Origin of the sequence: Streptomyces sp. NBC_00727 (genome assembly GCF_045161745.1) — a bacterium.
Taxonomy (GTDB): domain Bacteria; phylum Actinomycetota; class Actinomycetes; order Streptomycetales; family Streptomycetaceae; genus Streptomyces.
The window spans coordinates 3,285,639-3,310,652 of the sequence record NZ_CP108981.1 but is presented as its reverse complement, the minus strand read 5'-3'; the positions used below and the strand labels follow the sequence as shown (position 1 = coordinate 3,310,652).

General features: G+C 65.9%; 21 protein-coding genes. 10 read left to right on the top strand and 11 right to left on the bottom strand.

The genetic code is table 11. The annotated features are described in order from the left end of the window. Window positions 1-25: 25 nt before the first annotated feature. Both OG242_RS14850 and OG242_RS14845 read right to left on the bottom strand, forming a co-directional pair. Entirely contained in the window at window positions 26-910 is an 885-nt protein-coding gene (locus OG242_RS14850) for an IS3 family transposase (RefSeq protein WP_405898614.1), read from the bottom strand. Then, window positions 907-1,212, bottom strand: coding sequence for a transposase (locus tag OG242_RS14845; RefSeq protein ID WP_405898613.1), 306 nt, complete (start codon window positions 1,210-1,212; stop codon window positions 907-909). Before OG242_RS14845 ends, OG242_RS14850 begins: the two co-directional genes overlap by 4 nt. A 774-nt stretch (window positions 1,213-1,986) precedes the next feature. Here OG242_RS14845 and OG242_RS14840 point away from each other — a divergent pair. From OG242_RS14840 to OG242_RS14830, 3 genes are all read left to right on the top strand, one after another. Continuing rightward, the gene (locus OG242_RS14840; RefSeq protein WP_329869506.1) at window positions 1,987-4,425 is read left to right on the top strand and encodes a restriction endonuclease; all 2,439 of its coding nucleotides are present in this window, start codon (window positions 1,987-1,989) and stop codon (window positions 4,423-4,425) included. Window positions 4,426-4,992: 567 nt separating this feature from the next. Beyond that, window positions 4,993-6,555 carry an ATP-binding protein gene (locus tag OG242_RS14835; RefSeq protein ID WP_329869504.1) on the top strand — a complete coding sequence of 521 codons (1,563 nt, stop codon included), beginning with the start codon at window positions 4,993-4,995 and terminating at the stop codon, window positions 6,553-6,555. After that, on the top strand, window positions 6,552-7,808 hold the full coding sequence (locus OG242_RS14830; protein WP_392250041.1) for a hypothetical protein: 1,257 nt from the start codon (window positions 6,552-6,554) through the stop codon (window positions 7,806-7,808). Before OG242_RS14835 ends, OG242_RS14830 begins: the two co-directional genes overlap by 4 nt. A gap of 109 nt (window positions 7,809-7,917) precedes the next feature. Here OG242_RS14830 and OG242_RS14825 read toward each other — a convergent pair whose 3' ends face one another. From OG242_RS14825 to OG242_RS14810, 4 genes are all read right to left on the bottom strand, one after another. Continuing rightward, entirely contained in the window at window positions 7,918-8,199 is a 282-nt protein-coding gene (locus OG242_RS14825; protein ID WP_405898612.1) for a hypothetical protein, read from the bottom strand. A 26-nt stretch (window positions 8,200-8,225) separates the two neighbouring features. Further along, entirely contained in the window at window positions 8,226-9,548 is a 1,323-nt protein-coding gene (locus tag OG242_RS14820; RefSeq protein WP_405898611.1) for a UDP-glucose dehydrogenase family protein, read from the bottom strand. Window positions 9,549-9,655: 107 nt separating this feature from the next. Beyond that, window positions 9,656-10,888, bottom strand: a complete 1,233-nt coding sequence (locus tag OG242_RS14815) for a hypothetical protein (RefSeq protein WP_405898610.1) — start codon at window positions 10,886-10,888, stop codon at window positions 9,656-9,658. 391 nt (window positions 10,889-11,279) lie between these two features. Continuing rightward, window positions 11,280-11,603, bottom strand: coding sequence for a hypothetical protein (locus tag OG242_RS14810; protein WP_244167327.1), 324 nt, complete (start codon window positions 11,601-11,603; stop codon window positions 11,280-11,282). 200 nt (window positions 11,604-11,803) lie between these two features. On the opposite strand from OG242_RS14810, the gene OG242_RS14805 reads away from it, so the two are divergent. Next, the gene (locus tag OG242_RS14805) at window positions 11,804-13,180 is read left to right on the top strand and encodes an IS1380 family transposase (RefSeq protein ID WP_405898298.1); all 1,377 of its coding nucleotides are present in this window, start codon (window positions 11,804-11,806) and stop codon (window positions 13,178-13,180) included. Window positions 13,181-13,446: 266 nt separating this feature from the next. Here OG242_RS14805 and OG242_RS14800 read toward each other — a convergent pair whose 3' ends face one another. Further along, entirely contained in the window at window positions 13,447-14,676 is a 1,230-nt protein-coding gene (locus OG242_RS14800; protein ID WP_329230462.1) for a helix-turn-helix domain-containing protein, read from the bottom strand. A 291-nt stretch (window positions 14,677-14,967) separates the two neighbouring features. On the opposite strand from OG242_RS14800, the gene OG242_RS14795 reads away from it, so the two are divergent. Next, entirely contained in the window at window positions 14,968-15,810 is an 843-nt protein-coding gene (locus tag OG242_RS14795) for a DUF1932 domain-containing protein (protein ID WP_405898609.1), read from the top strand. A 35-nt stretch (window positions 15,811-15,845) separates the two neighbouring features. Here OG242_RS14795 and OG242_RS14790 read toward each other — a convergent pair whose 3' ends face one another. The 4 genes from OG242_RS14790 to OG242_RS14775 form a co-directional block, all read right to left on the bottom strand. After that, window positions 15,846-17,546: a relaxase/mobilization nuclease domain-containing protein gene (locus tag OG242_RS14790; protein WP_405898608.1), complete on the bottom strand. Its 1,701-nt coding sequence runs from the start codon at window positions 17,544-17,546 to the stop codon at window positions 15,846-15,848. Further along, on the bottom strand, window positions 17,543-18,067 hold the full coding sequence (gene mobC, locus OG242_RS14785; RefSeq protein ID WP_402018896.1) for a plasmid mobilization relaxosome protein MobC: 525 nt from the start codon (window positions 18,065-18,067) through the stop codon (window positions 17,543-17,545). Before mobC ends, OG242_RS14790 begins: the two co-directional genes overlap by 4 nt. Before the next feature lie 225 nt (window positions 18,068-18,292). After that, window positions 18,293-19,066, bottom strand: a complete 774-nt coding sequence (locus OG242_RS14780; RefSeq protein WP_405898607.1) for a DUF2637 domain-containing protein — start codon at window positions 19,064-19,066, stop codon at window positions 18,293-18,295. Between the two features lie 186 nt (window positions 19,067-19,252). Further along, window positions 19,253-20,479 carry a DUF3631 domain-containing protein gene (locus OG242_RS14775; protein WP_405901614.1) on the bottom strand — a complete coding sequence of 409 codons (1,227 nt, stop codon included), beginning with the start codon at window positions 20,477-20,479 and terminating at the stop codon, window positions 19,253-19,255. A 309-nt stretch (window positions 20,480-20,788) separates the two neighbouring features. Here OG242_RS14775 and OG242_RS14770 point away from each other — a divergent pair, with 309 nt between their 5' ends. The 5 genes from OG242_RS14770 (at window position 20,789) to OG242_RS14750 (ending at window position 24,940) form a co-directional block, all read left to right on the top strand. Further along, window positions 20,789-21,274, top strand: coding sequence for a helix-turn-helix transcriptional regulator (locus OG242_RS14770; RefSeq protein WP_311655900.1), 486 nt, complete (start codon window positions 20,789-20,791; stop codon window positions 21,272-21,274). Window positions 21,275-21,462: 188 nt separating this feature from the next. Continuing rightward, the gene (locus OG242_RS14765) at window positions 21,463-21,681 is read left to right on the top strand and encodes a helix-turn-helix domain-containing protein (protein ID WP_014046958.1); all 219 of its coding nucleotides are present in this window, start codon (window positions 21,463-21,465) and stop codon (window positions 21,679-21,681) included. Continuing rightward, a complete protein-coding gene (locus OG242_RS14760; protein WP_405898606.1) occupies window positions 21,681-22,814 on the top strand; it encodes a tyrosine-type recombinase/integrase in 1,134 nt (377 codons plus the stop codon). Before OG242_RS14765 ends, OG242_RS14760 begins: the two co-directional genes overlap by 1 nt. A 166-nt stretch (window positions 22,815-22,980) precedes the next feature. Continuing rightward, the gene (locus OG242_RS14755; RefSeq protein WP_362549997.1) at window positions 22,981-23,784 is read left to right on the top strand and encodes a hypothetical protein; all 804 of its coding nucleotides are present in this window, start codon (window positions 22,981-22,983) and stop codon (window positions 23,782-23,784) included. Next, a complete protein-coding gene (locus tag OG242_RS14750) occupies window positions 23,774-24,940 on the top strand; it encodes a helix-turn-helix domain-containing protein (RefSeq protein ID WP_405898605.1) in 1,167 nt (388 codons plus the stop codon). Before OG242_RS14755 ends, OG242_RS14750 begins: the two co-directional genes overlap by 11 nt. Window positions 24,941-25,014 lie beyond the last annotated feature (74 nt).

The window sequence follows — 25,014 nt, the reverse complement described above, 5'->3', positions numbered from 1 at the left end:
CCCCTCAGGTCCCGACACTTCCGTTTTATGCCGCGAGGTCCAGCCGTTGATGGCAGCGGACCCTCGCCTGGTACGGCGTGATGTAGCCGATGGCCGAGTGGATCCGCTCCCGGTTGTAATGTTCCGCGATCCACCGGAAAACGTCCTGCCGAGCCTGCGCCCGGGTTTCCCAGGCGGTCGTACCGATCGCTGCTTTCAGGACGGCGAAGAAGCTCTCCGCGGCGGCGTTGTCGAAGCATGAGCCGGTGCGTCCGGCGCTCTGCCGAATGTCCAGCTCACCCAGCAGAGCGCGGAATTGATGGGACGTGTATTGCGACCCGCGATCCGAGTGAAAGATCGCGTTGCCTGCCGTGTGCCCGCCCGCATGGGCCATCCGGATGGCGTCCGCAACCAGCTCGGTGCGCATGTGGTCGGCCATCGACCAGTCCACGACCTCCCGCGTGCACAGATCGATCACCGTCGCCAGATACAGCCAGCCCTCCGCCGTCGGCAGGCAGGTGATGTCCCCGACGAATTTCAGGCCCGGCATCGGCGCGGTGAAGTCGCGCAGGATCAGGTCCGGTGCGGGCGGCGCCGTGTGGTCCTGCTTCGTCAGCGACCGCGACTTCCGTCGCGTTATCCCGGCGATCTCGCGCTCCCGCATGATCCGTGCGACGCGTTTGCGGTTCACCACGTGCCCCTGGTCCCGGAGTTTCCGGGTGATCCGCAGGGCCCCGTAGGCACCCCGGGAATCGGTGTGGATCTCCTGGATGCGGCGGGCCAGCCCCTCTTCCTCGTCGGCCTTCTCCTGCCGTGCCTCCTTGTTCTGGTGCCAGGTGTAGTAGCCGGAGCGGTCCCAGCCGAGAACATCACACATCCGCTTCACCCTGTGGGCGCCTCTGTGCTCGTCGACGAAACGGAAGCGGATCACCGTGTCGTCTCCCGCGCGAAATAGGCGGCGGCTTTCCGGAGGATCTCGTTGTCCTCCTTCAGCCGGGCGTTCTCCCGCCGCAAGCGCCTGAGCTCTTCTTTCGCGTCAGGGGTCATGCCGGCGTCACCCCCGCCGCCCGCTGCCTGGGCGCGGGTCCGGTCCTCCCGGACCCACTTGCGCAGGGTCTCCAGATGGATACCCAGGCCGTGGGCGATGTCGGTGAGGGAACGGTCTGGCGAGGAGCGCACCAGGTCCACCGCGTCCCGCTTGAACTCTTCGGGATAGTTCTTCCGCTTTGCCACCTTGGATCACTTCCCCTGGATGACGAAACATCCAGCGTCCAGGTGTCGGAATTTCGGGGGTCACTCCACGCACGGGCAGCACCCGTTGGGTGGCACTCAGAAGCTGGTGAGGCACCGGGGAGACCTCGTGCGGTCCGGACAACAAACAAGGCCCTGGTCTCCGACCAGGGCCTTCATCAAAGAGCGGGTGACGAGAATCGAACTCGCGCTCTGAGCTTGGGAATCACGGGTGTTTGAGTGGATGGGGTGGCTTTGACCTGCACGGTTGTCGCGAGCGGGGTAGTCGCCTGTATCCGCCGGGGACCGTACGTGACCGCTGTTCTCCGTTCTGAAGGGCACGGATGGGGCACGGCGACGGCAGGTCATCGATCTGAGGTGATTGCCGGAGCGGGGGCAGGAAACCGCCCGTGGTGCAGACACCGCGTCGGCGCAGGCGCAAGGCCCAGAAGGCTTCGCTGACTACGATTTGTGGGTCGGCGTGGCGGCGCATGAAGGTGTAGATGAGCCAAAGCGACCGTCGGCCACTCGCCTCCCGAGGAAGCGGCAGCGCTCCACATCAGCTGTGGGAGTCGGCTCTGTGCAACCGGACCAGCCCCAGTGAGTGCTGCCCGGGTGATGACAGGAAGAGGGGGAGAACTGCGGAGGCTGGCTGCGTGCAGGTGCTGGCAGGACGTCGAGCCTGTGAGTCGTTCGCGTCCCTGGTTGTCGCTGGCCAGGGACGGATCTTCTGCAAAGAGGGCCCCAGCACCAAGGGATCATAGAGATACTGGCCGTATGGCGCGCAACTACAGCGATCTCTCTCCTCACGATTTCGAGGTCTTGGTGAGAGATCTCCTCCAGGCAAGTCATGGCGCACGTATGGAGACGTTTCCGCCAGGCCGGGACGGGGGAGTCGATATTCGACTCCATCGAGACGGCAAGGAAACCCTCATTGCCCAATGTAAGCATTCGCCGGGACGGACTTTTGCTCAAATCAGAGGCCAGCTCGAAGCTGAGGCAAAAAAGATCGGCAACCGTTTTTCGTGTCGATACATTTTGGCCACCTCGGCATCGCTGACACGCCAGAACAAGCAAGAAATCGCAACCATGTTCGCCGGGGTCAGACTGGAAGTCGATGACATTTGGGGCGTGGATGATCTCGATAACCTACTGAGGCTGCATCCCCGTGTGGAGATCAATAACTTCAAGCTATGGATTACTTCGAGCGCCGTTCTGGGTCATCTACTCCACCCTGATCTGTATCGGCGGAGCTCGGGACTCGTAGACCGGATCGTCAAGCGGCGCAGGCTTTATGTTCATAGCGAAGCCTATTCGGATTCGTTGAGGATTCTGGGCGAGCATCATGTCTGCGTCATTTCCGGAGAGCCAGGAATCGGTAAAACGACTCTCGCTGAGACACTACTCATCAAACTTCTGTCGGACGGATGGGAAGTTCATTCTGCCTCCAGTGACGTGACGGACATCGAGAAGGTATGGAAGCCGGGAGTCAGGCAAGTATTTCTGTATGACGATTTCCTGGGTCAAAATTCATTGCTCGACAACCTGAATAAGAACGAAGACGGCAGGATTGCGAGTTTGGTTGAGCGTATTCGTGATGTGGACGATAAAATTCTGATCATGACCACGCGCGAGTATATTCTCCAACAGGCGCGGCAGGTCCACGAGCGCCTACAGAGTTCGCGAGCGCTAGTCGATGGCAAGGTGATTCTGGACCTCTCGCATTACACTGCGGAACAAAAAGCCAGAATCTTCTATAATCACATTCACTTCGCTGAGCTCTCTCACGTTGCGCGCGAGTCAGTCTTGCGGGAAAGAAGGTATATGGACGTCATTCAGCATGCCAACTTCAACCCCAGGATCATCGAGCTTGTTACGGCGAACTTCGGGAACTCCGGAGTCAAGGATGAACTCTTCTTTGACTACGTGCTGAATTCACTTGACGATCCCCGCGAGCTGTGGGAAAGGATCTTTGAGAGCCAGCTCTCTGTGGCAGAGAGGAGTCTGCTGCTGGTTCTAGCCACCATCCGTACGCGCGTCGAACTCAGAGACCTCCATCGTGCACTAAATTATTACGAGCATATTAATAGAGGGCAGCGTACGGATCTGCATAGGTTGCGACTACTTCTCAAGAAGCTGGAAGGCACCTTTATTCAGGTTACCGCAAACATGGCACTTGATGATCAGGTGAACGGGTTTCACCCAAAAAATCGGGCGTCACTCATTCAGCTAGCTAACCCCTCCTTTGTTGACTATGTCTCGTCGTACCTAACGACTCACCCTGATGAAATTCATCAGATGGCCTGTGGTTGTCTCTTCTTTGAGCAAGCGGAAACGCTTGCGCTCTGGGAGCTAGGGGAAGCTTCCCATGCTCAAGTCATCAGGATCGCATTCGATGCATTCTTCGGGGCGGCGCCGCGGGGTCGGCGGCTTCCTCGGCTCGCTCCTGGTCATCAGAGAGTGCTGATGGCTGCTTTGACTCGACTGGCATCCGTGGACTCGTGTACCTGGGTGGATAGCCCTCGATATTATGGAATTGCCAATCGACGTGAGGTTTCCGCCAGGAATCGACATCTTGTTATGCTGATTCTTGACCATAAATATGGCCGAAGTCTGCTTGGGGAGGATTCTCTGGTCGGCATCGTGCAAGAGCTGTCCGAGCGTCTAGCTCAGACAGATGTGGGACTTGTGCAGCGCGAATTCCCACTCATGCGATATCTATCCAGATACGAGACCGTAGAGGGGCAGGTTGTCGCGGCTCGTGACATTGCAGCAGCCAGGCTGTTGAAGGTCCTAGAAGATCCTGAGCACTTTCAGGCAGCCCTTTCTGTCTTTAGGGAACTCAACATCAAGCCTTCACGCTGGTCTGAGCAAAGCGAGATAGTACTCCGGCAGCGCTTCTCTTCTTTTGCGCCGAAGTGGGACGCGGTGGAGGCCGGGAGAGTCAATGACGTTGCAGAATGCGAGAATTCACTCTCCTCGCTTCAGGAGGCACTGGCAGATTTCGAACTTCATGAATCAATTGAGCCGGTCGCTCTTGCAGACCGGCTGTCGATGCTTCAAGACGAAGTGGCTCAGGATCTGGATTTCAGCGACGAAGAGTTGGATGAATCGGACCCCGGTGAGCGTGAAAGGGAAGAGCGCAATGAGGGGGATGCTCACTCTGGTGGGCAGCCTACTGATCCGATCGATGACCTTTTTCAAACGCTTACCTAACGGCGGGCCGGAGGGTTTTGGAAGATCTCCGGATGGTCCGGGCCGGCCGATCCTCCGAGCGGGCGCAACTGATCTATCAGCAGGCCGCCAGAGAGCATCAGCGCCGGCTCGCCGCCAACATCGAACCCGATGTACGCCTGCTAGCAGTCGGCTACAGCTTCAGGGAGTGGCAGCGAGACCGTGCACTCACTGACCCGCGCCCGCTGGAGGAGGTCTCGCGATGCAGGACCCGGTAGTGGAGCGTAGCCCTGCGGGTGACGGACCGCGCGAAAGGGCAGGGGTCCTAAATGTGGTCTAGACAATAGCCTAAGGCAACGCGTACAGAGGGCTTAAGGCCGTCCGACCTGCAGCCCCAGACGAGTCGTAACGTGATCAGCGGGGCATCCAGCAAGGCTTGGTAGTTCAGGTCGGCAATGTGGGCTCGCTCAGCTGTCTCCGAGCTACTCGACGCCGGCGCTGGGGTGGAGGTGCACCCACCTTGCCAGATCTGTCGCGCTTGAGGAAACAGCGGCCAAAACTCGCCCCACTCATTAACATATGGGCAAGACTCCCCGCTGAGAGGCGTACGTGGCTAACACTCGTAACCAGCAAGTACTGGCAGCGCATAGGGCAAAGTTTGAGCAACGAGTCCCCGGCGGAAGAGAGTTTAACAAGCTTCTGCGGGATATGGGCGCAGAGGCGTATCGTTTCAAAGAGGATCAATCGGACAGGGCGCGCTGGTGGATATATATCACGCTGCCCACCAATGTTGGAGAGACCTTCGATCTGCGTCTCGATGTCCTTTGTCTTTCTGCCTCGTATGAGAGGGTGGAACCGCGAATTCTCACCCTGGTCGCGGAGCGACTGCATGACCGTGACGCCCGGGTTGACCCGGACTTCGCGATCCTGCTGACGTCAGATCCAGCTGCGGCCGACCTCGTAAAGCGGCGGCGTGGCCAGCTCGCCATTCTGACAATTAACTCGGACGACTTGATCAGTGGGTCGGGAACAGGGCTCCGTGATCGCATTGCGGAGATTATGGTCACTCACGACCACTATGACCTAACGCGCCCCATTACCGAACCCGCAGCGTTCTACGGTCGGCAGGCCGAGGTGGCGGAGCTCGATTTCGCCTTGGACAGGGGGCAGTCCGTCGGGATCTTCGGACTCCGTAAGGCCGGTAAGACCTCGCTGCTGAACTTTGTGGCTCGACAGCATGAACGTGTCGGCAAGCCAGTGATCTGGTTGGACATCAGTGTGTTGCAGACAGCTGAGGCATTCCAGTTTGACTTGCTGGAGAAGTGTCACAAGATCGTTCGCCAACTGGGGCAAAAGGTTCCGCGGCTGATGACGCTGACCAGGCACGGCATCCCCAATCCGACAGTTCAGACGAGCGGCTACTGGATTCGCGATCTCAACGTCCTCTTGGACGCGCTGCCAGAACGCTTGGAACTGTTCATTGACGAGATTGACCAGGCGTGGCCTAGCCGCTCGAATCTCGGTGTGGAACAGGCGGCTGCGGTGATGAGGTGTCTCATCCAGTTGCGCGGTGTGGTCCAGAGCCGCGAGGCCGAAGGTAAGCATGGCATCGGCATTGTCTGTGCCGGGGTGGACCCCGCCATTTTTGAAAGGCCGCTCCTCGACGGGCGTGACAACCTGTTGTATAAGTTCGCGAGACTGGCCTTTCTTTCCCCGATGAAGCGGAGCGAGATGGGAGAAATGGTCCGCAGTCTTGGTAAGCGCATGGCGCTGCGCTACTCGGACCATCACGCCATCGACTTCCTCTTCGAGGAGTTCGGTGGCCATCCCCTCCTCACCCGGAAGGCATGTTCTGTTGCGGCCCGCAAGCGCCCCCGGGATGAGATTCCCTGGCACGTCACGCTTTCCGCGCTGGAAGAGGCGTCAAAAATGCAGGGTCCTAATACGCCGCAGTCAGAGGTGGCGGACGTATTGGCTTCCTTTACCGAATGGTTCGGAGACGAAGCCGCCATGCTTCCTCTGTTGTGGTCTGATGACCCGCAGGAGAGCGCAGATGCGAAGGAATGGGCTCGGAATGAGCCAGACATGGCCACGCACCTGGTGTCGTACGGAATTACTGACGAGAATTGGGCACCGCGGATCCACGCCATGCGGGCATTGGTGGTGAAATGAGGCTCTTGCCCTCGCAGCGGCAATGGGTTCAAACTGTATGCGAATACCTGATCGATGGGGAGATCGTGATCGTCCGGGGAATACCCGGATCGGGCAAGACCACTTTGCTCAACGCGGTGGGGCGGGAGTTGGGGGACACCAGCGTGTCCACCAGGGGGCGGAGTTACACCGAGCTGGACCAGGATACGCGTGGTGAGGACTTCCAGAAGCGGGTCCGCGAGGCGCTCGACAGGCGCGGTACGGCACATCTCCTCTTTGATGACTACCCACACGCCCTTCGCCGGTCGCACGGACTGCGACTGCAGCGGCTGCTGCTGCATCTGCTGATCGACGGCGAGGGGGCGGTAGACATCGGCGCCTTGCTGACGGGACGCTGGGCGCGAAGCATGCACCTGGTCAGCAGTGGTTCTCCCCTGGTGGCGCGTGCTCGAGTGGTGCCTCTGCCCAGCACTGCAGAGGTCGACTTCAAGGCTGCCGGTTGCACCCAGTCGGTGGATGCCGTCGCGGCTGTGGGCAGCAATGCCGCGTTACTGGGGATGGTGACCTCGGTCCTTGGTAGGCCAGCCCTCCATCAGGTCCGTGAGGCAGCTGAGTTGCGTGCCCCTAACTGGATCCAAGATGTGCCGTGGGATGCCGCCCAATGGATTAAGGAGGTGGTGCGCGGCGGGCCTGCCACGCTACCTCCAAACGACTTCGCGGCCGAAGCCCTGGCCCCCTTGGTCTTCTCGGCCGGAGACGGGCTCTATGACGTGGTGAGCGCACTGCGGTCTAGCGCGGCTCTCGCCGCGCTGGAGGGTCGCGCTCCTACCTGGCCTGACCGCTGGGCGGATTCTGTCAGCGCTTTTTGCGGGCTTCTCTCAGGTGCACCCGCGGTCGTGTGGGTGGACCGCTACTTGGCCAACGACCCACCAACGCTGTTGCGGTTCATTCAGGCCGTCCGTGCAACCTGCAGCACACGCATCCGGATGCTGATTGCCAAGGATCAGGTCCAGAGGGTCGACACCTCAGTGATTGCTGCCTTCACTGGGCTGGACTGCGTGATCAAGACAATGCATCCCGGAGATCGCAAGCAACTTCACGACCGGCACCTCATCTTTCTCGGTGGTCGTCAAGGCGGGGTGGTTATGCCGACGGGCGGGGTCGTGCTGTGTAAGGATCCACCCGGATCGGCTATGGCCGTTCAGGCCCCACTGCTCGACCAGAACCTGATACGGGACGCCTGGGACAGAGGCCGCGAGCTTGGGGCACCGTGAAGCCCGACCCGCGCCGTCCGGGGCGGTGGGTCTCTTTTGCCGTGGCTAATGCCTGAACTGAGCTGTCGGCCGCACCCGGTAGGTGCGGCCGACAGCGTAGGCGGGGTTTTCAGACTGCTGTAGCGGCCTCGCGCCCTCTACGCGTCCTGCGGTGGAGGATCTCATCGAAGTCGGCGCGGGCGCCCGTGGGGTCGATGTAGTGCATGGCCAAGAGGGCGGCGATGACGGCGCCGACGAGGTCGTTCTGGACCTCGGACCAGCGGTGGTCGTCGCCGGCCTCCTCGGCGACTTTGCCGACCTGGAGGGCCTTGAGCTCCTCGTCAGGCAGGTGGGCGCCAGCCGCCCGGCAGACGGCGGAGAGCTTCTCGATGTTGTCCCACAGGGCGTCCACGTCGGACCTCCGATCGATGGGTTCGGTTATTCCTGTGCGGGTCGTCCGAGCTGGCGTACGGTCCATCCGGCCATGCGCCAGGCGTCGGCGTCGATGAGGTTGCGGAGGTCGACGAGGACCTGGTCCACGACCAGTGGGGCGAGGGCCTTGGGGTCGGCCTCTCGGAAGTGGGGCCATTCGGTGGCCAGGACGATCAGTTGGGCGCCCTGGACGGAGTCGTCGAGGGCTTCGGCGTAGTCGAGCTCCGGGTGCCGGCGCAGTGCCGTGGGCACGGCGTGCGGGTCGTGGACGGTGACGGTCGCGCCGCGCTGGTGCATGAGCGCGGCGATCGCCAGGGCCGGGGATTCGCGGACGTCGTCGGTTCCGGCCTTGAAGGAAGCGCCCCAGACGGTGATGCGTACGCCGTCGACGGGGTGGCCGAGGGTCTGCTCAATGAGCTTCAGCGCAGCGGTGGGGCGGGATTCGTTGACCTGCTCTGCCGCCCGCAGGAGGGTTGCTGCCTCGATGGCCCCGAGGGTGCTGGCTGAGGCTGTGAAGGCGCGGACGTCCTTCGGGAGGCAGCCGCCACCGTAACCGGGGCCAGCGTTAAGGCCGCCGCGTCCGATACGGGGGTCCAGGCCGATGGCCTCGGTGAGTTGCTGGACGTCGGCTCCGGCAGCGGTACACATGTCGGCGACGCCGTTGATGAAGGAGATCTTCATGCCGAGGTAGGCGTTGGCGGCGCCCTTGATGAGTTCGGCGGTGGCGGGGTCGGTGACGAACAGCGGGATCCCGTTCGCCAGGAGAGGTGCGTAGATCTGGCGTACGGCGTCCTCCGCGCGGGCCGAGGGGACGCCGACGACGATCCGGTCGGGTCGCAGGGTGTCGTCGATGGCGTGGCCCTCGCGGAGGAACTCCGGGTTCCAGACCACCTCCACGTCCTCACCGGCCGGGGAGAGACGCGCGAGAAGTGCGCCGAGGTCGCGTGAGGTGCCGACGGTGACGGTGGACTTGCCGATGATCACCGTCGGGCGAGACAGGTGCGGGGCCAGTGCGCGGGCGGCACCGAACACCTGCCCGGTGTCGTAGCTCCGCCCGTCCGCGTCGATCGGCGTACCCACGGCAAGGAAGTGGACGTCCGCGAACTCGGCCGCCTCGGCGAGGCTGGTGGTGAACCGCAGTCGTCCAGTGGCGGTGTGGGTGGCGAGGAGCTCGGGCAGGCCGTCCTCGTAGATGGGGCACTCGCCGGCGTTGAGGCGGTCGATCTTCGCCTGGTCCAGGTCCACGCCGATGACCTCGTGGCCGATCTCGGCCATGGCAGCGGCGTGGGGGATGCCCAGGTGACCGCAGCCGATGACGGATACGCGCATGGGGTCGACGCTCCTTTCCTTGCCTCTCGCCCGCCCGGTGAGTCCGGGCCGGCCGGGTGCGTCACGCTAGCGTCACCACCCGGCGCGGCCCTCTTCGTGCAGGTGAATCAACCAGCGTGCTGCTTCAGGAGATTGACGAGTGCGGGCAGCGCCTCAGCGGCGGTTGCCCGGCACACCAGATCACCGTCCTGGGGCCCCTCCAGCGGGTAAGGCATGAACTGGCCGTCGTGCCAGAAGCCCTCCGGGTCGAGGTAGACGATCTGCATGCCGCGAGCACGGGCGCGAGCCTGGACCTTGCGTCGGTCGGCGTGCAGGCCGACGACGAGGAGTGCCTTGGCGCCGTCGACCCACTCGACGTCGGGTACGGCTTGGTCGTAGCGGCGCATGAAGCACTCGTCGAGCCCGGCCCGCGCGGCGAGCACGTCGAAGTTGTTGGTGATGACCGGACCGACGAGGTGCCCGGCGTCCTTCAGTTCCTTCAGTGCCCACATGGCTGGGGTCGGCTCGGCCAGGAAGCAGGCACGGAACATCTCCACGAATTCCGCCGTCTTCTCCTCCGGCTCCGTCAGCACCTCATGGAGGAGTGTGTCCGCTGTCGGGGAGAGGGTGAAGCGGTGCTCCCGCGGCTCGTGGCCCTGGCGGTCGGTGACCCGGTAGATCTCGTGGAGCCGGTGCAGGGGCGGGATGCCCGCCTCGACCGACGTACCGCATCCCATCTCCACCTGGAACGGTCGCAGGTTCGCGAGGACAGATAGGTCCGGCACGCGGGTCGGCGTGCCGGGGCGGTCTTTGAACCGGATTCCGGTGGAGAGCACGTTCCACGGCAGTTGCCGGACAGCGGGCGGCGGCGCGTAGGCCACGGAGGCGATCTGCACGTCCAGGCTCCGGTAGCCGGCTGGGAGGGTGCGGCCCGCAGAGGTGTCCTGAGGGTGGACGTCGTACTCGGTGATCCGGCACTTCAGATCCCGTCGGGTCCATAAGAATCCACCAGGAGCCTCCTTCCAGCCGCCAGCGGCGAGCGAATCCCACAGGGCGTCGTGGTGCGCGGCGACCTCGTCGGCCGGGGCGGACGCGGAGTGATAGAGGTACAGGTCGGTCAAGCCGATGGCCGGCGCAGCCGTGGTGGGCACCAGGCCGTACCGGTAGCGGTAGTGGATGATCCGCCGCCGTGCGTCGTCGGAGGCCGCCCAGCCGGACTGGCCGGCGGTGGCCTTCTCCTGGGTGCGGCGCCAGATGCCTTCTTCGATGTAGCGGGGGCGGTCGGCGTCGCCGAAGTACGTCTTCCAGACCTGCTGCTGGTCGGGGACGAGCTGGTCGATGACGATGTACGGGATGTCCATGATCCCTCCCTGGGGAATCACGCGTGGATGTTCCAGATGGCTGACGAGGTGCAGGCCGTCCCGCCCCGGGCAGCCGAAGCCGCGCTGAGCGGGGCGGTTCTTCAGCGCCGCTCGACGAGAGAGCAGCGTGGGAGGCTCCGGCGGTCGAGCGCGGGCAGACGGCGGCGGTGCCGGGAAGGGCCTCAGCGGTCGGAGGGCAGGCTCGCGTCCGGTGCGACGGCGGTGGGGCGATGGCCGGCTCCTTCAAGGAGCGGGGCGGCGTGCTCACGCAGTGCCCAGGCCGGGCCGACCAGGCCGGCGACGGCCAGGAACGTGAGCGCGATTCGACCTCCGTGGTCGGCCCGTGCGGTTGTGGACGCGGCGATTCGGGCATGGCGGCGCCGTGCCCCGGTCACGAGGTGCCGCCGAGGGCGCGTTCGTGTGCATCCAAGAGGCGGCTGGTCTGCGCGTACAACCGCTCCAGCTCCGCCGTGGTGAGGATGAGGGCGCCATTGAGGGTCGAGCCGTCATCGAAGTGGAACTCGACGGGAACTGACCCTTGCCGGGCCCTCGGGTCGTAGACCGCGTCCCGGCCTGCCAGCAGCGTGGCGTGGGTGGCCTTCACCGGCACGGGCCTGAGCGTCGTCCCGTCGGCGGGCGCGGACCACTGGGTCCCGCCCCCAGGCGGGCGCAGGTGGTAGGTCGTGGCGGAGCCCTCACCGGGGAGAGCGACCACGACCCCCACACGGTCCTCGCGGGCGCTGTCGGTGGCGAGGTCGCCAAGCTGGGGAACGAAGGGAGCTGCGGTACCTAACCTCGCGCTTTCATGAAGCGGGGTGTCCGGCAGGCGGGCAGGAAAGCAGAAAGTGCCTCTGACCAGCAAGAATGAGGATTGTCGAGGTCCTTGTTCCTGCCACCGCCGGAGGCACTTCCCAGGTGAAGCACTCTATCGGGTCCTATCCCCGTGTCCGCGTCCAGGACGGCGGTCGCCAGGTCGTCTCCCAGGCCGGGTCGGTCCTGCTCGTGGAAACGGTCCGCAAGACCGGTCTTGACCAGGCCATATCGGCAGCTCTGGCGCCGTGGCGCAAGCCGCGGGCCGTCCACGATCCCGGCAAGGTCCTCCTGGACGTGGCCTTGGCGGTCGCACTGGGCGGGGACTGCCTCGCGGACGTCGCATTGCTGCGGTGCGAGCCGGCCGTTTTCGGTCCGGTCGCCTCCGACCCGACCGTCTCCCGCCTGATCGGCACCCTCGCCGCCTCCGACGAGAAGGCGTTGCAGGCGATCCGGTCCGCACGCTCCGAAGTCCGTCACCGTGTCTGGTCGTTGGCCGGTGAGAACGCCCCGGACACCGACGGCCAGGTCGTCGTCGATCTTGACGGTGTCCTCGTGATCGCGCATTCCGACAAACAGGACGCGGCCGCGACCTGGAAGAAGACCTACGGCCATCACCCTTTGACGGCCTTCGTGGACCACGGACCGGGAGGAACCGGTGAGCCCGTGGCCGCCCTCCTCAGGCCGGGGAACGCGGGCTCCAACACAGCAGCCGACCACATCACCACCGCCCAGCTCGCCTTGGCCCAGCTGCCCAAGCGCTACCGGCGAGGGCGGCAGACGCTGATCCGCACGGACTCCGCGGGCGGCACTCACGACTTCGTGTCCTGGCTCGCCCGGCGAGGGCGATGGCTGTCCTACTCGGTCGGCATGACGGTCACCGAGCAGGTCCACGAGCACGTGCTGAAGGTCCCCGCCTCGGCCTGGACGGCGGCCGTCGAGACCAATGGTGAGGTCCGTGACGGGGCCTGGGTCGCCGAGCTCACCGGCAAGCTGCTGGACGGCTGGCCGAAGGGGATGCGGCTGATCGTCCGAAGAGAACGGCCGCACCCCGGTGCCCAGTTGAGGATCACGGACGCGGACGGGATGCGGATCACGTGCTTCGCGACCAACACCGCCGGCCGGCCGATCGCCGAACTCGAGCTCCGTCACCGGCTTCGGGCCCGGGCAGAGGACAGGATCCGGGCCGCCCGGGCCACCGGCCTGCGCAACCTGCCCCTGCACACCACAGCCCAGAACAAGGTCTGGCTCGAGATCGTCCAGATTGCTCTCGACCTGCTGGCCTGGATGCCCATGCTCGCCCTCACCGGAACAGCCCGGCTCTGGGAGCCCCGCCGTCTGCGGTTCCGCCTGTTCTCCGCGGCCGGACAACTCGTCACCACCGGCCGCCGGCGGATCCTCCGCCTGGCCCGGCACTGGCCCTGGACCGGCCACATCACCGCCGCACTCGAACGGCTCGCACTCCTGCCGAACCCCGGCTGACCAGCGAACTCACCCGTCCCCACGACAGCCCTTCACCAACCGGAGCAGTGGAACCCGGCGCCACCCCGAGACGACACTCGGGCCCTCAGCCTGCCCACCCTCAGCTCACAGCACAAAAACGGGCCACCGACTCCGTCGGCAGCCCGTCAAGAAAGATCGAGGCTAACCCGGATCCCTGCGAGGGAAGGTGGGGAGAACGTCGTCGCGTCATGCCCTGAAGTTAGGGACAGGGCAACCCTCGAATATGAGCCGGAGGAATACGACCCCTATCCGTCCAGGTGAAAACGGTCGGACATGCGCCGCAGCTTCTCTCGCGTGGCTGCTCGTTCCGCGTAGACGATGCTGCGAAGCGTCGAGCGGGCGATGGGGTGGTTCCGTACGAGCTGGGGCGCGATCCGCTCGGCTGTCTCCAGTTCGGCCAGGGCCTTTCCCCGGTTCCCGTCCCACAACCAGGCTCGCGCGACATCCATGTGGTGGTGTCCCTGACGGGAGTTGGGCAGCGACCCGACCAGGTCTGGGCTGGTACGACGGTTTATCTCCAGCGCCTTGCCCTGCTTGCCCATCTCCAGGGCCACGCTGATCGCGTGGATCTGCACGTTCCCGGCGGAGAACGTCAGCGAATGCCGGTCGTACACCGGTGCCCCGACATACGCGTCCATGCGCTCGGCAGCGGCCCTCGCGTGTCCGATCCGGTCCTCGGCCTCCGAGGCTCGGCCGGCTCGGGCGGCGGAGACCGCAGCCCGTAGCTGCAGCGTGCCCCAGGCCCGCACGGCCAGCGGCTCACCACGGTCGTACTCCTGCTCCACCGAGGTGATCGCCTTGTCCGAGAGCGTCAGAGCGTCGGCCCAGTCAGCCGTTGCCCACATGTCCCAGACCCTCATCCAGTCGGCGACAGCGGGCAGCACCGGATCTCCCGACAACCTGGCTGACCATGCGGCCCGCTCGCAGGCCATGGCGACCAGTTCGGGGTGCCCGAGGGAGTGGGCGGCGGTGTGTGCGAACTTGCAGCACACGGCGTAGATGGCATACGCCTCCTCCCGCTCGTGCCCCTCCGACTCCTCAGCCAGGGCGCGCGCCTCGCGGAACAGGTCCGGGAGAACGCGGAGAATCGCCACGTTGGAAGCGGTGTCCCGCAAGCGGTGTAGCCGGGTCACCTCACGCCACAGTTGTGATGCGGGCCGCGGAGCCCCGTCGAAGACGGGGACGAGGTCGTAGCGGCGCAGCTCGCGCAGGATCGACGAGGCGGCAACCTGCCACTGGTTGTCGTCCGGGGAACTGCTGTACGGCCGCCCGATCAGGTCGTTCGGATGGACATGCAGCTCCGCGGCCACTTGGTTGAGTAGCCCGACCCGGTCGAGCTCGATCAGGCCACGTTCCATCTTCGAGACCCAGCCCTGCGACTTCCCCAGGGCCGTCGCCAGGTCGGCCTGCGGCATACCCAACCGCAGCCTCGCCCTGCGGACGCGCTTGCCGATCTCCTCGGCTTCCTCCAGCATCAGGACACCTCCCGGCCGCCGGACGATCCGGCGCGATCGCCGGTCTGTCCGTACAGAGTTCGTCTCCAGCACGGTACCCATGACGCGGCTTGCGCGTGAGTCCCGCTGTCGGGACAGGGATGCCACAGCCGCGTTCCCTGCTTCGCCATGAAGTGCCGACACGAGGCAAGGGGACTTGTGCCCTATCGGCGGCCGGCCCGTCCGAGCCAGGTGCCCAGTCCTCCGCCGTTCCACGACAGCGGATCATGTTGATGAGGAACACACCACGTCGCATTTCGCCGGAGGCAGCCAGTGACCGTCGTGACCGTCTTGCACCCGGGATCCATGGGCGCGGCAGTCATCGCTGAGTTAGTCGCCGGCGGCCATGAGGTGCTGTGGGTACCCAAGGAGCGCAGCGAGAACACGTGGCGCCGAGCGAGGGAGGCCCGCGCCACACCTTGCGACTCGCTCGCGGAAGCGCTGTCCCGTAGCGCGGTGGTTCTCTCGGTCTGCCCACCGCAGGCGGCGGAGGACGTGGCAGCGGCCGTGGCTCCGCACGCCTTCGCGGGAGTGTACGTCGATGTCAATGCCATCAGTCCCCAGCGCGTGCGGCGCATCGCCGACGAGATCCGTCCCGGCTCCGAGGTCGTCGACGGCGCCGTCTTCGGTCCGCCGCCAGGTGAAGGGCGTACGGCACGGCTCTATCTCGCAGGGGCTGGCCCCGCCGTCGACCTGGTGGAGCCGCTGTTCGCGAACTCTTCGCTGGATGTGCGCCGGGCAGGCGAGGCCATCGGTTCCGCTTCCGCCCTGAAGATGGCCTTCGCCAGTTACCAGAAGGCCGCTCGTACTCTCGCAGGCGTCTCCCACGCGCTCGCACACGCCCATGGAGTCGGCGACCAGCTCACGGCTGAAGCCGAGATCATGGTCTCGGCGATCCTCTCCGATCCGGGATTCCTGCCGAGCGTGGCTGCCAGGGCCTGGCGCTGGGCGCCCGAGATGGAAGAGGTCGCCGATACCCTCCGGGCGGCCGACCTGCCCGCCGACATGGCCGAGGCCACGGCTCGGGCCCTTTCGTTCTGGGAGCAGGACAAGGACCAGTACGACTTGCCGGTCGCGCAGGTCCTCTCTCAGCTCCGGTCGGGAAGAACTGCTTGACCTTGCTCCCGCTGAGAGCGCCTGCCCAGGGCTGATCACCTACGCCGAGGCCGAGAGGTAGCGGTGGGTGCGGCCGGTGCCGCAGGCTGCGGGAGAGCTACGGGGCGTAGGACGCTGCTGCGTGCCTGTGCCGCCTGAGCTTGCCGGCTTGGAGCGGGCCTCTGCGAGAGCCGTTGCACGCGCCAGGCCAGTGTGCGTGCTGGGGAGCGGGCGTCGTCGAGGGCGCGTTTGTCTGCCGCCTGCTGCAACAGGCGTCCGGGATCGTGGCCTGCGGTCTCCGCGGCGGCCAAGGCGGTAGTCAGCGCATCGGTGGCGGGGTCGGCGAGGATTTGGTCAGCGTGTGCGGGGGCGGTCTGGCGGATGAGCTGGGCGTACCGGACTGCGACCTTCTGAGGCGGTCGGTGCTGGCCGGCGGCGAGCAGGTGCCCGGATGAGGTTCGTTCGTAGGCGGCCTGGAGGTGGAGCAGAGTCTGGTGGGCGGCTGCGGCCTGCTGGTTGTGCTGTTGTTGGTCGTGCCAGCGGGCGGCGGCGATGACGGCCAGGAGCGCGGCATCGAGGAACATCGCCAGGAGAGCTCCGTCCTTGGGTGATGGCTCGCGGAGCATAGATTTCACTGCCCCGCGCAGGGCACGGGCGTGGTGGTGTTCGGCATGAATACGTGAACGGGTTGCCCGTTCGAAGGCAGAGGCTGCCGCCCGAAGTTCACTACGGATGTCCGGTGGTGCGGTGAGGGCCACGGCGTCGAGTGCTTCGCCGAGGGCGGCCAGGTGGGCCTGGGCGGCTTCGGTGGCCGGTCGGCCGAGGTGGTGAGGGATGCGCTCCGTGGCTGCGGTGGCTTGGTGCCACGGGTGCGGCCGTAGATGCCCGTTGGGATTGCCGGCAGGGATGTCTGCTGCGGTGAGACGGCTCTGGATCTTGGGGAGGGAGAGGTCCGGTGACAGCGTCGAGCCGGAGAACCACACCGGTTTTCCTTCGGTGTTCGTGTCGTGTTCCAGGGCGACTTTGTAGCCGCGGGGTTCTCCGGAGGGGAAGTGCAGGACCTCGACGAGGACGCCGTTGGTGCGGGTGAGTAGAGCGAGGAACTCCTCGGTGTTGGTGGCGGCAGCCGCTGCTGTGCGGACAAGGGTGCGCAGGCGTATGCGGGCGGGCTTGTCGTGGCCGGTGCGGCGGGCCTTCTCCTGCTCGGCGCGGGTGGGCCGTTTCGCGGCGGTGCGGTCTCCGCGTACAACTTGGAAGAGGCCGTATTCCTTCTCGATGGCTGCGAGTTCGCGGTCGGCGGTGAGGTAGTCGTTCCAGTGGCGCGCGGTGCGCAGGTCGCCTCGGATCTTGGTGGCGGCGATGTGGATATGGTCGTCGGCATGCCGGACGGCGACCCATCGGCAGCCGTCCGGATCGTCTGTCGGTGCGATGCCGGTCGCTGTGACGACACGGCGGGCGATGTCCGCCCATTCGGCGTCGTCGAGGATGCGGTCGCCGGGTGCGGCGCGGACGGAGCAGTGCCACACGTGCTGCTTCGGGGCCCGGCCGAGTCGCCTGGCCTGCTGGACGCGTAGGTCGAGGTCGGCCACGAGGAGCTTCTTCGTGGCGGCGGTGTCGTCGGTGCGGCCGGGGTCGGGTGCGAAGCCGTCCCAGGAGGCGACGAGGTGCGGGTCGGTGTGCTCGTTGGCCCGGCCGGGGCCGTAGAGGTAGCGGATGAGGCCGGCTGTGCTCTTGCCGCTGCTGATCTTCGCGATCACCGTGGCCCCTTTGTGGCGGCGGCCTGAGTGGCGGCTGCGGCGATGTGGCCGATGGTGGTGCCGACCGTGCCGAGGGCGCGTTCCGCATGGTCGAGGAGTGCGGTGTCCCCATGGTGTGGACGGTCGCCGGAGTTGAGCTTCTTGGCGATCTGGTTGACGTTGTGACCGATCTTGGCGACCTCACCGCGAAGGGCTGCGAGTTCGTCGATGTAGTCGTCGAGCTGGGTGCGCTGACCGGGCAGGGCGAGGTCCCCGTGGATGTGGGCCATGACGACGGCGCCGACGTAGTGGGCGGCGGCGATGTTCAGCGAGCGGGCCACGGTGAGGATCGCTGTTTTCTCGTCGGTGCTGTAGCGGACGTCCACGCGTTCCTTGCGCTGGGTCTCTTTGCGCTGACGGCGGCGTGCGACTCGGCGCAGTGCGGCGGCTTGGGCGGCGCGCTGCGGCAGCGCAGTGCGGGTGGTGGTGTCGACGGGCTTGATCCGGTCGGGCGCCCCCTGGCGCCCGAGCTCCTCCGCCACCCCCGGGGCGGAGGCATCTGCGTTGGACCGGCCCGTGGACGGTCCAACGCCATACCTTGCTCCGCCTGATACCGGGGTGGAGGTGGTCTGCTGCTGCGCCGACGAGGGCTCGTGGACGGGCCTGTGCATGAGGGCTCCTGCAAGCGGTGGTGGAGGGAGAGGGCCCGTTCCCCCCCCGTGCTGATTCATGGGAGGAGCGGGCTGGGGTGACGTGGAGTGCGAGGTTCAGTCGGTGCTTGTGGTGACGGCATCGAGCTCGGCCTGCAGCAGGTCCTTGACCTTGTCCAGGCGGGCACGTGACATGCCGAATCCGTTGTCCCGGATCGCCTTCTCGACGTTGCGGCGGGAAATGCTGCCGCCTCGTCCGAGGGGAGCCGTGCGGCCGAGGGCCACGGCCTGCTCCAGGGAAACGCTCGACTGCTTGCCTCCCGGCTTACCGGGCTGCTGCGGCACATCGGTGTCCGTGTCCGTGGTGTGTGGCGGCGCGAGCTCACCGATGGTGTGTTCCGCACCGGGTTCGTGGCGGTCGTCGCTGTTGTGGCGGTCGGTGGCTGTGGGGCGTCGGGCCACGAGGAGGTAGAAGTGGACGGCTCCGGCCAGGGCGAGCGGGGCGATGGCGGAGATGACTCCGACGGTGATGTTGTCGAGGGCGAGGTTGGTGTGGCGGGTCTGCTGGTTGAGGCGGACGGCGTGCAGGACGTTGGCCCAGATGCTTGTGGCGGTGGCGACGCCGACCAGGGCGGAGACGTAGAGGCGGGCGGACAGGGGTGCGGTCCGCAGGATGAGCAGGGCGCCGATCCCGATGGCGATGAACCCGTCGATGACGAGTGGGAAGGCATAAGTGAGCGCCCGGTGGATGTGGCTGGCGGCGGCCATCTGACGCAGCGCGTCGTAGGACAGTGCGAAGGCGGCCACGGCCAGCAGCGACACGCCCATGCGGATCGCGGTGGCCAGTGGCAGCGGGGCAGACGGTGCCGTGGTGATGGCGGGGGAGGACAAGGGAAATGCTCCAGGGTGCGGGTGCGGCTGAGGTGGCCCTGAGGGCGGGGGACCCGTCACGACTCGTCGCGTGCCTGGTCAGGGCCGGTACGAGTGCGGCGGTAGTGACGAGTCGACTCGTCACCGGACCGCGACTCGTCACCGCGCTGACCTGCGCGGAGACGGGTCGTGACGGGTCGTGCCGGGTCAGGCCCCGGTCGCCGTTTCGGGGGTGGGCTCGGGGCAGTAGCGCGCCCAGGAGTCGGCGAACTGCAGGCGGGTGAAGCCCCTGGCCTGGACGTTGCCGTGGAAGCGGCGGGTGACCGAGCTGATGTCGTACTCCTTGAGCAGGAGTTGCAGACCCCGAGGGGTCAGTCCGTGGGTGGTGTACTCCGCCCAGGGCATCTCGTCGTCCTGATTGAGGATGTCGAGGAGCCGGCTGGTGCGAAGTGCCGGCGGGTTACCTTCGGTGGTGAAGGCGCGGCGGATGTCGGCCAGGAGGCGGATGCCCAGGCTGCTGCGGTCCTGGTCGTGCTCGGCTTCGTGCTTGGCCATGATCTGGCAGGCGGTGCGCGCGAGGTCCGGCCATGCTCCGCCGGCGAGATCGGCGACGCTCACCAGCGGCTGCCAGGTGTCGGCTGCCCGGTCTTCGACCGGCATGGCCGGTGTCAGTTCCATCGCCTCGGCGTGCAGGGGAGTCAGCCAGGCGACGAGCCGGTCACGTAGCGCGTGGAGGGGCGGGGTGTCACGGAAGGTGCGGAACTCCGCTACCTTCTCGCCCGGCCTGCGGCGCCGCATCCGGATGACGATCGACCGGTCCATGATCGTGTCCGGCAGGTCGCCGATGCCGGCGAGGGCCGCCATGGCGAAGGTGGGGAACTTCGATACCTCGTGGTTGGGTCCGGAAACCCGCAGGGTGGGGCGGTTGCGCTGGTGCCCCGCGTTGAGCAGACCGCGCATCTCCTCGTTCTTCTCCGCGACCTTCGCGGAGCCGAAGAGTGTGTCGGCCTCGTCGACCAGCAGGGTGGGCGGCGTGGCGGTGATCGACCGGAACACCGCGGCGGCCGACGCGTTGACCGTGATCAGCGGATCGTGAACGCTCTCGGTGATCACATCCAGCAGCCGCGACTTGCCGCACCGCTTCGCCGGCCCCACGACGGCCAGTCGCGGAGCGTGCTGCCACGCCGTCTGCAAGTGCGTAGCCGCAACCCACAGGGTCACGGCTGTGAACGCCTCCCCGCTCGGCAGTACGACGTAGCGGCGAATCTGCTCCCGCAGCTCCGCGAGCACCGCCTCGCCCTCGGACGACGGAGCGGGTTCGGGCTCCCCTGCGGGCGGCGGTACGGGCTCGGCGGGGCGGCCGGGTATGGCCACCGGCGGCCATAGGGCGGCGGTGTTCGGAAGGGATGGCGTGCTCTGGGCGGGATCGTCCATACTGGACATGTAGCTCCTCCGCTTGCGGGCCAATGGGACGGCAATCCCGGCCTCGCAGGTCAGTCGTTCAGGGATGGGCGGCATGAGGTTTGCGCTCTGAGCCCCTCGGTGTTGGGTCACCGGGGGGCTTTTTGTATGTCGGGGGCTGGTTGAAGGCATGCCTCAGCGGACCGGTGCGGTCTGCTGGGGTGCTCTACAGTACCACGGACTATGCGGATCGCATAGCGCTATGCGATCCGCAGAACGGATGCTAATCTTGTTCCATGCCGCACAACCGGCGGTACACGCAGCGAACGGGAGGAGGGGGCGATGCCGGACGACGAGGGAAACTCTGAGGGTGTGCTCCTCAGCGGCGAGGAGAACGCCGCTGTGCGGGTCAAACTGGAGCGCGAGAAACGCAGCTGGAGCACCACCACGCTGTCCGACCGCATGAACGACGTCGGCTTCGACATGAACCCGTCTGCGGTCTGGCGCATCGAGAACCGCAAGCGCCGGATCAACCTCGATGAGGCCATCGGCTTCGCCGAGATCTTCGGCATCCCGCTCAGCAACTTCGTCGGGCCGCCCAGCCTGGCGACCATGGGCCGGGCCATGGAGCTGATCGACAACGTCGTCGCCGCCTACAGAGCCTCCAACCGTGCCAACCACGAGGCACGCAAGGCCCGCGACCAGCTCGACGCCTATCTCGCCGACCACCCGGACATCCGCGAAGAGGCTGACGTGATGGTCTCCAACGCCATCGCCACCGAACTGATGAAGAGCAACGAAGAGTACGGGCCCGCCTCGGACTCATAGCGGCCCACACCACGTGGCGCAGCGGGAACGCAAACCCCCGCTGTGGCCGTCCTGCCCATCCCATCCCTGAACGACATGAGGCCAGGCCCGGGGTTGCCGCCCCATCCGCCGGCCAGAACCGGAGCACTCACTTGCGCCCTTCGGCGATACCGCACGCCCCCGTTAAGCAATCGCGACCGCAGGGGGAGGTGACCACTACCGATACCCTCCTCACCGTGGAGCAGGCTGCCGAACGCCTCGGCACCGGCGTGCGCTTCATCCGGCGACTCATCCAGGAGCGCCGCATCCGCTACGTCAAGCTCGGCAAGCCCGTACGGATCCCTGAGAGCGCCATCGCCGCGTACATCGAGGAGCGCACCGTTCCGACTCTCGGCGACGCGCGTTCCCGCTTCGGGAAGGCCGCCTGATGGCCGCCCGGAAGCCGCAGCGGCGACGTGAATTCGGCACCGTCCGTCAGCTCCCGTCGGGACGGTGGCAGACGCGCTACTGGGCTCCGGACGGCAGCCGTCGTACCGCCCCGGAGACCTTCGAGACGCGTACCGAGGCCCAGACCTGGCTCACGCTCACCCAGGCCGACATCGAGCGCAAGCACTGGGTTGATCCCGACGCCGGCTCGATCAACTTCGAGACGTACGCCATGAAGTGGGTCGAGGAGCGCGGGCTCTCCGCCACCACGGAGGAGCTGTACCGAAGGCTCCTGCGCCTGCACCTGCTGCCCGCATTCGCTTCGGTGAATCTGGATGACATCACGCCGCCGGGCGTGCGCACCTGGCGGGTCGAGCGGCTGGGGGCTACCGGTGCGACGACTGTCGCCAAGTCTTACCGCCTTCTCAAGGCCATCATGGAGACGGCGGCCGACGACGAGCTGATCCGCCGCAACCCCTGCCGGATCAGGGGCGCCGGCAGCGAGAACGCCAAGGAACGCCCAACGGCCACTGTCGAACAGGTCGACGCGCTCGCTGACGCCATGGGACCGAGGTGGCGGCTGATGGTCTACTTCGGCGCCTACGGGCCCATGCGCCCGGAAGAACAGGCCGCCCTCCGGCGCCCCGACGTCACTCTCGAACCTCTCGCGGTCAAGGTCCGTGACGCCGCGCCCGAGCTGACCAGCGGCCGTCGCGTCGAGGGCGACACCAAGTCGGCCGCCGGAAGGCGAACCGTCTTCCTCCCGGCCTTTATGCACATCGAGGTGAAGCGTCACCTCGACTGGTACGCCGAGAAGGAACCCGACGGGCTCCTGTTCGTCGGGGAGAGGGGCGCCCCCTTCCGCCGGTCTACCTTCGGCCGCAAGTGGCGCAGGGCTCGGACCAAGGTCGGCCTGCCGGAGGGTTTCCGCTTCTACGACCTCCGGCACACCGGCCACACCCTGTCCACCCAGTCGGGCGCCACGCTCAAGGACACGATGGTCCGCGCCGGCCAGTCTTCGGAGAAGGCCGCCCTGATCTATCAGCACTCCGATGGTGAGCGGCAACGGGAGGTCGCCAGGGGTATCGATGCTCGCGTCCAGGCCGCCCGCCAGTGTCCGGCGCGCGAAGCCTGAATTGGCCGCAGGGGCGTGTGGCACCACACCGCGCGCCCTTGCGGCCCGGGCGATAGATCTTGGCGGCGTGGAAGATTCGTCGAAAGTGCAAGATTCGCGTGATCGACTAAAGTTCCTGCGGTAGCATCCTCGGAGTAACGCAAGCTGTCGTGGATCGGAGTGATGCGTGGACGCGAACGTCGACGGGCCTATGCCGTCTTGGGCCAGTGGTCGATTTGGGGAAGATGTCGCCGGCCTTCGACTCGCGATTCAGATGGGGCTCCTCGACACGGAGTCGGCGATGCTCGAGTCGCATCTGGCTGGTCGGTCCAAGCACAAGTTCGCTGCTGGGGCGGCGCGCATGACCAATCAGTACGACCGGATTGCTGAGCACGTGCTTGACCTTGGCATCCCCGGGACCGAACTCATCAAGCCTGGCACGTTCTACGAGCTTGTGTTGGTGCACAACACCATCCTCTGCCCCTACCGCGTGGACTCGGTCGACGGCTTTGAGCCGGGCGACAAGTGGCCGAAGAAGCTGTCTCTCGTGATGCGGGAGCTGTTCGCCCTTACCGATGCGCCAGCACCCCGATGGATCGCGGATCCTCTGGTTGAAGTGGAAGGCCCGGAGCTGCTTCTTCGGCGCTCACTGGCTGATCTTGCGCAGAGGGACCCCCGCCCCGGCCTGGTCCTCATCCCGTACGAGATGAACATGAGTGGTCTGCAGCGCGCCTGGTGGGGCCAGGCGAATCTCTTGGACGATGCTGGGAACCTGCAGTGGGTGACCGAGAAGTCTCTGCTCACGACCGGTGCCGAGAGCCGTATCTACGCTGTACCGAACCAGCGCGCAGGGGATAACTTTGCCTCTGGTGATCTTCCTGAGGTTGCGCTTTCCACACGCAGCGAGGCGGCCCGTGCCACGGGAACTCCGCCGCAGAGTGAGACCGAGTACGAAGCGTTTGTGAACGCTGCTGAGGACAATGAACATTGAGCAACCACTACTGCCGGGGACGAGCCTGGGCGGTACTTCGCCGAGGGCAGTCTGGGACGGTTTCCACGCACCTAGGCTGACTCAGGCACGTCGCCTTGCCGGCCTCACCAAGCGCGAGGTCGCGGACGGTATAGGTGTGTCGGCAGCTGCTGTTGGCCAGTACGAGGCGGGTACCAACCGTCCTCGCCCTGAGCTCATTCCTCGGTTGGCCGACGTGCTGGACGTGCCCATTCAGTTCTTCGTCGCAGGCCGCCCGATGGGTAAAGTCGATAGCTCCATGGCTCACTTTCGGGCCCTGCGTTCCACATCCGGGGCGCAGCGAGAGCGGGCCCTCGGCTTCGTCGAACAGGTTTGGGAACTCACTCACGCGCTGGAGAAGCGCGTGCAGCTTCCTCTCGTGAACCTTCCCGGCTTCACAGGAGGCGAGGTATGCCCCGGCGCCGAGCTACCTGACGACCCCGTGGGCGCTGCCCGAGCGCTCCGGCATCACTGGGGGCTGGGTGACGGCCCTGTGCGCCACCTAGCTCGCCGGATGGAAGCGAATGGCCTCATCGTCGTCGCGCCGGCGGAAGCCGAGGAGGCTGCGGCTAAAGTCGATGCTTTCTCCAGCTCCGGGCTGTTGAGACCCGTTGTAGTTCTCACGCCAAATCGCGCCGACGATGTCTACCGATACCGCTTCAGCGCGGCCCACGAACTCGGGCACCTGGTTCTCCACGCGGGTGCTACTGGCGACAGCCGTTTGGAGCGCGAAGCAGATGCGTTCGCTGCCGAGTTCCTCACCCCTCGGGAATCGATCCATCCGCTGCTACCGCAGAGGGTGGACCTTGCGCGGTTGGCCGGCCTGTCGCAGACCTGGGGCGTCTCGGTGAAGTCGCTCGTCTACCGGTACCGCGAACTTGGGCTCGTCTCTGATGCGACGATCAGTCGTGCGTACCAGCGGTTGCGAGGGCTCAGCGCGCAGCCCGGTTTCGCCCCGCAATCGGTACGTGGGTACCCCGGCGAACAGCCGGTAATGCTCAGTAAGGCATTCGAGCTGGCAGAGCAAGACACGGGACTGACGATACGTGCGCTTGCTGCGGAACTCGCGTGGAAGCCGGCGAGGGTACGTGAGCTGCTGGGGATGCCCGACAGCCGCCCTGTACTGAGACTTGTCTGACGAGTGGCTGGGGGAAGGGACTTGCATCGCTTCCCCCAGCGACTGCCAGTCCATTGCCGAGGGGCGAGGGTCAC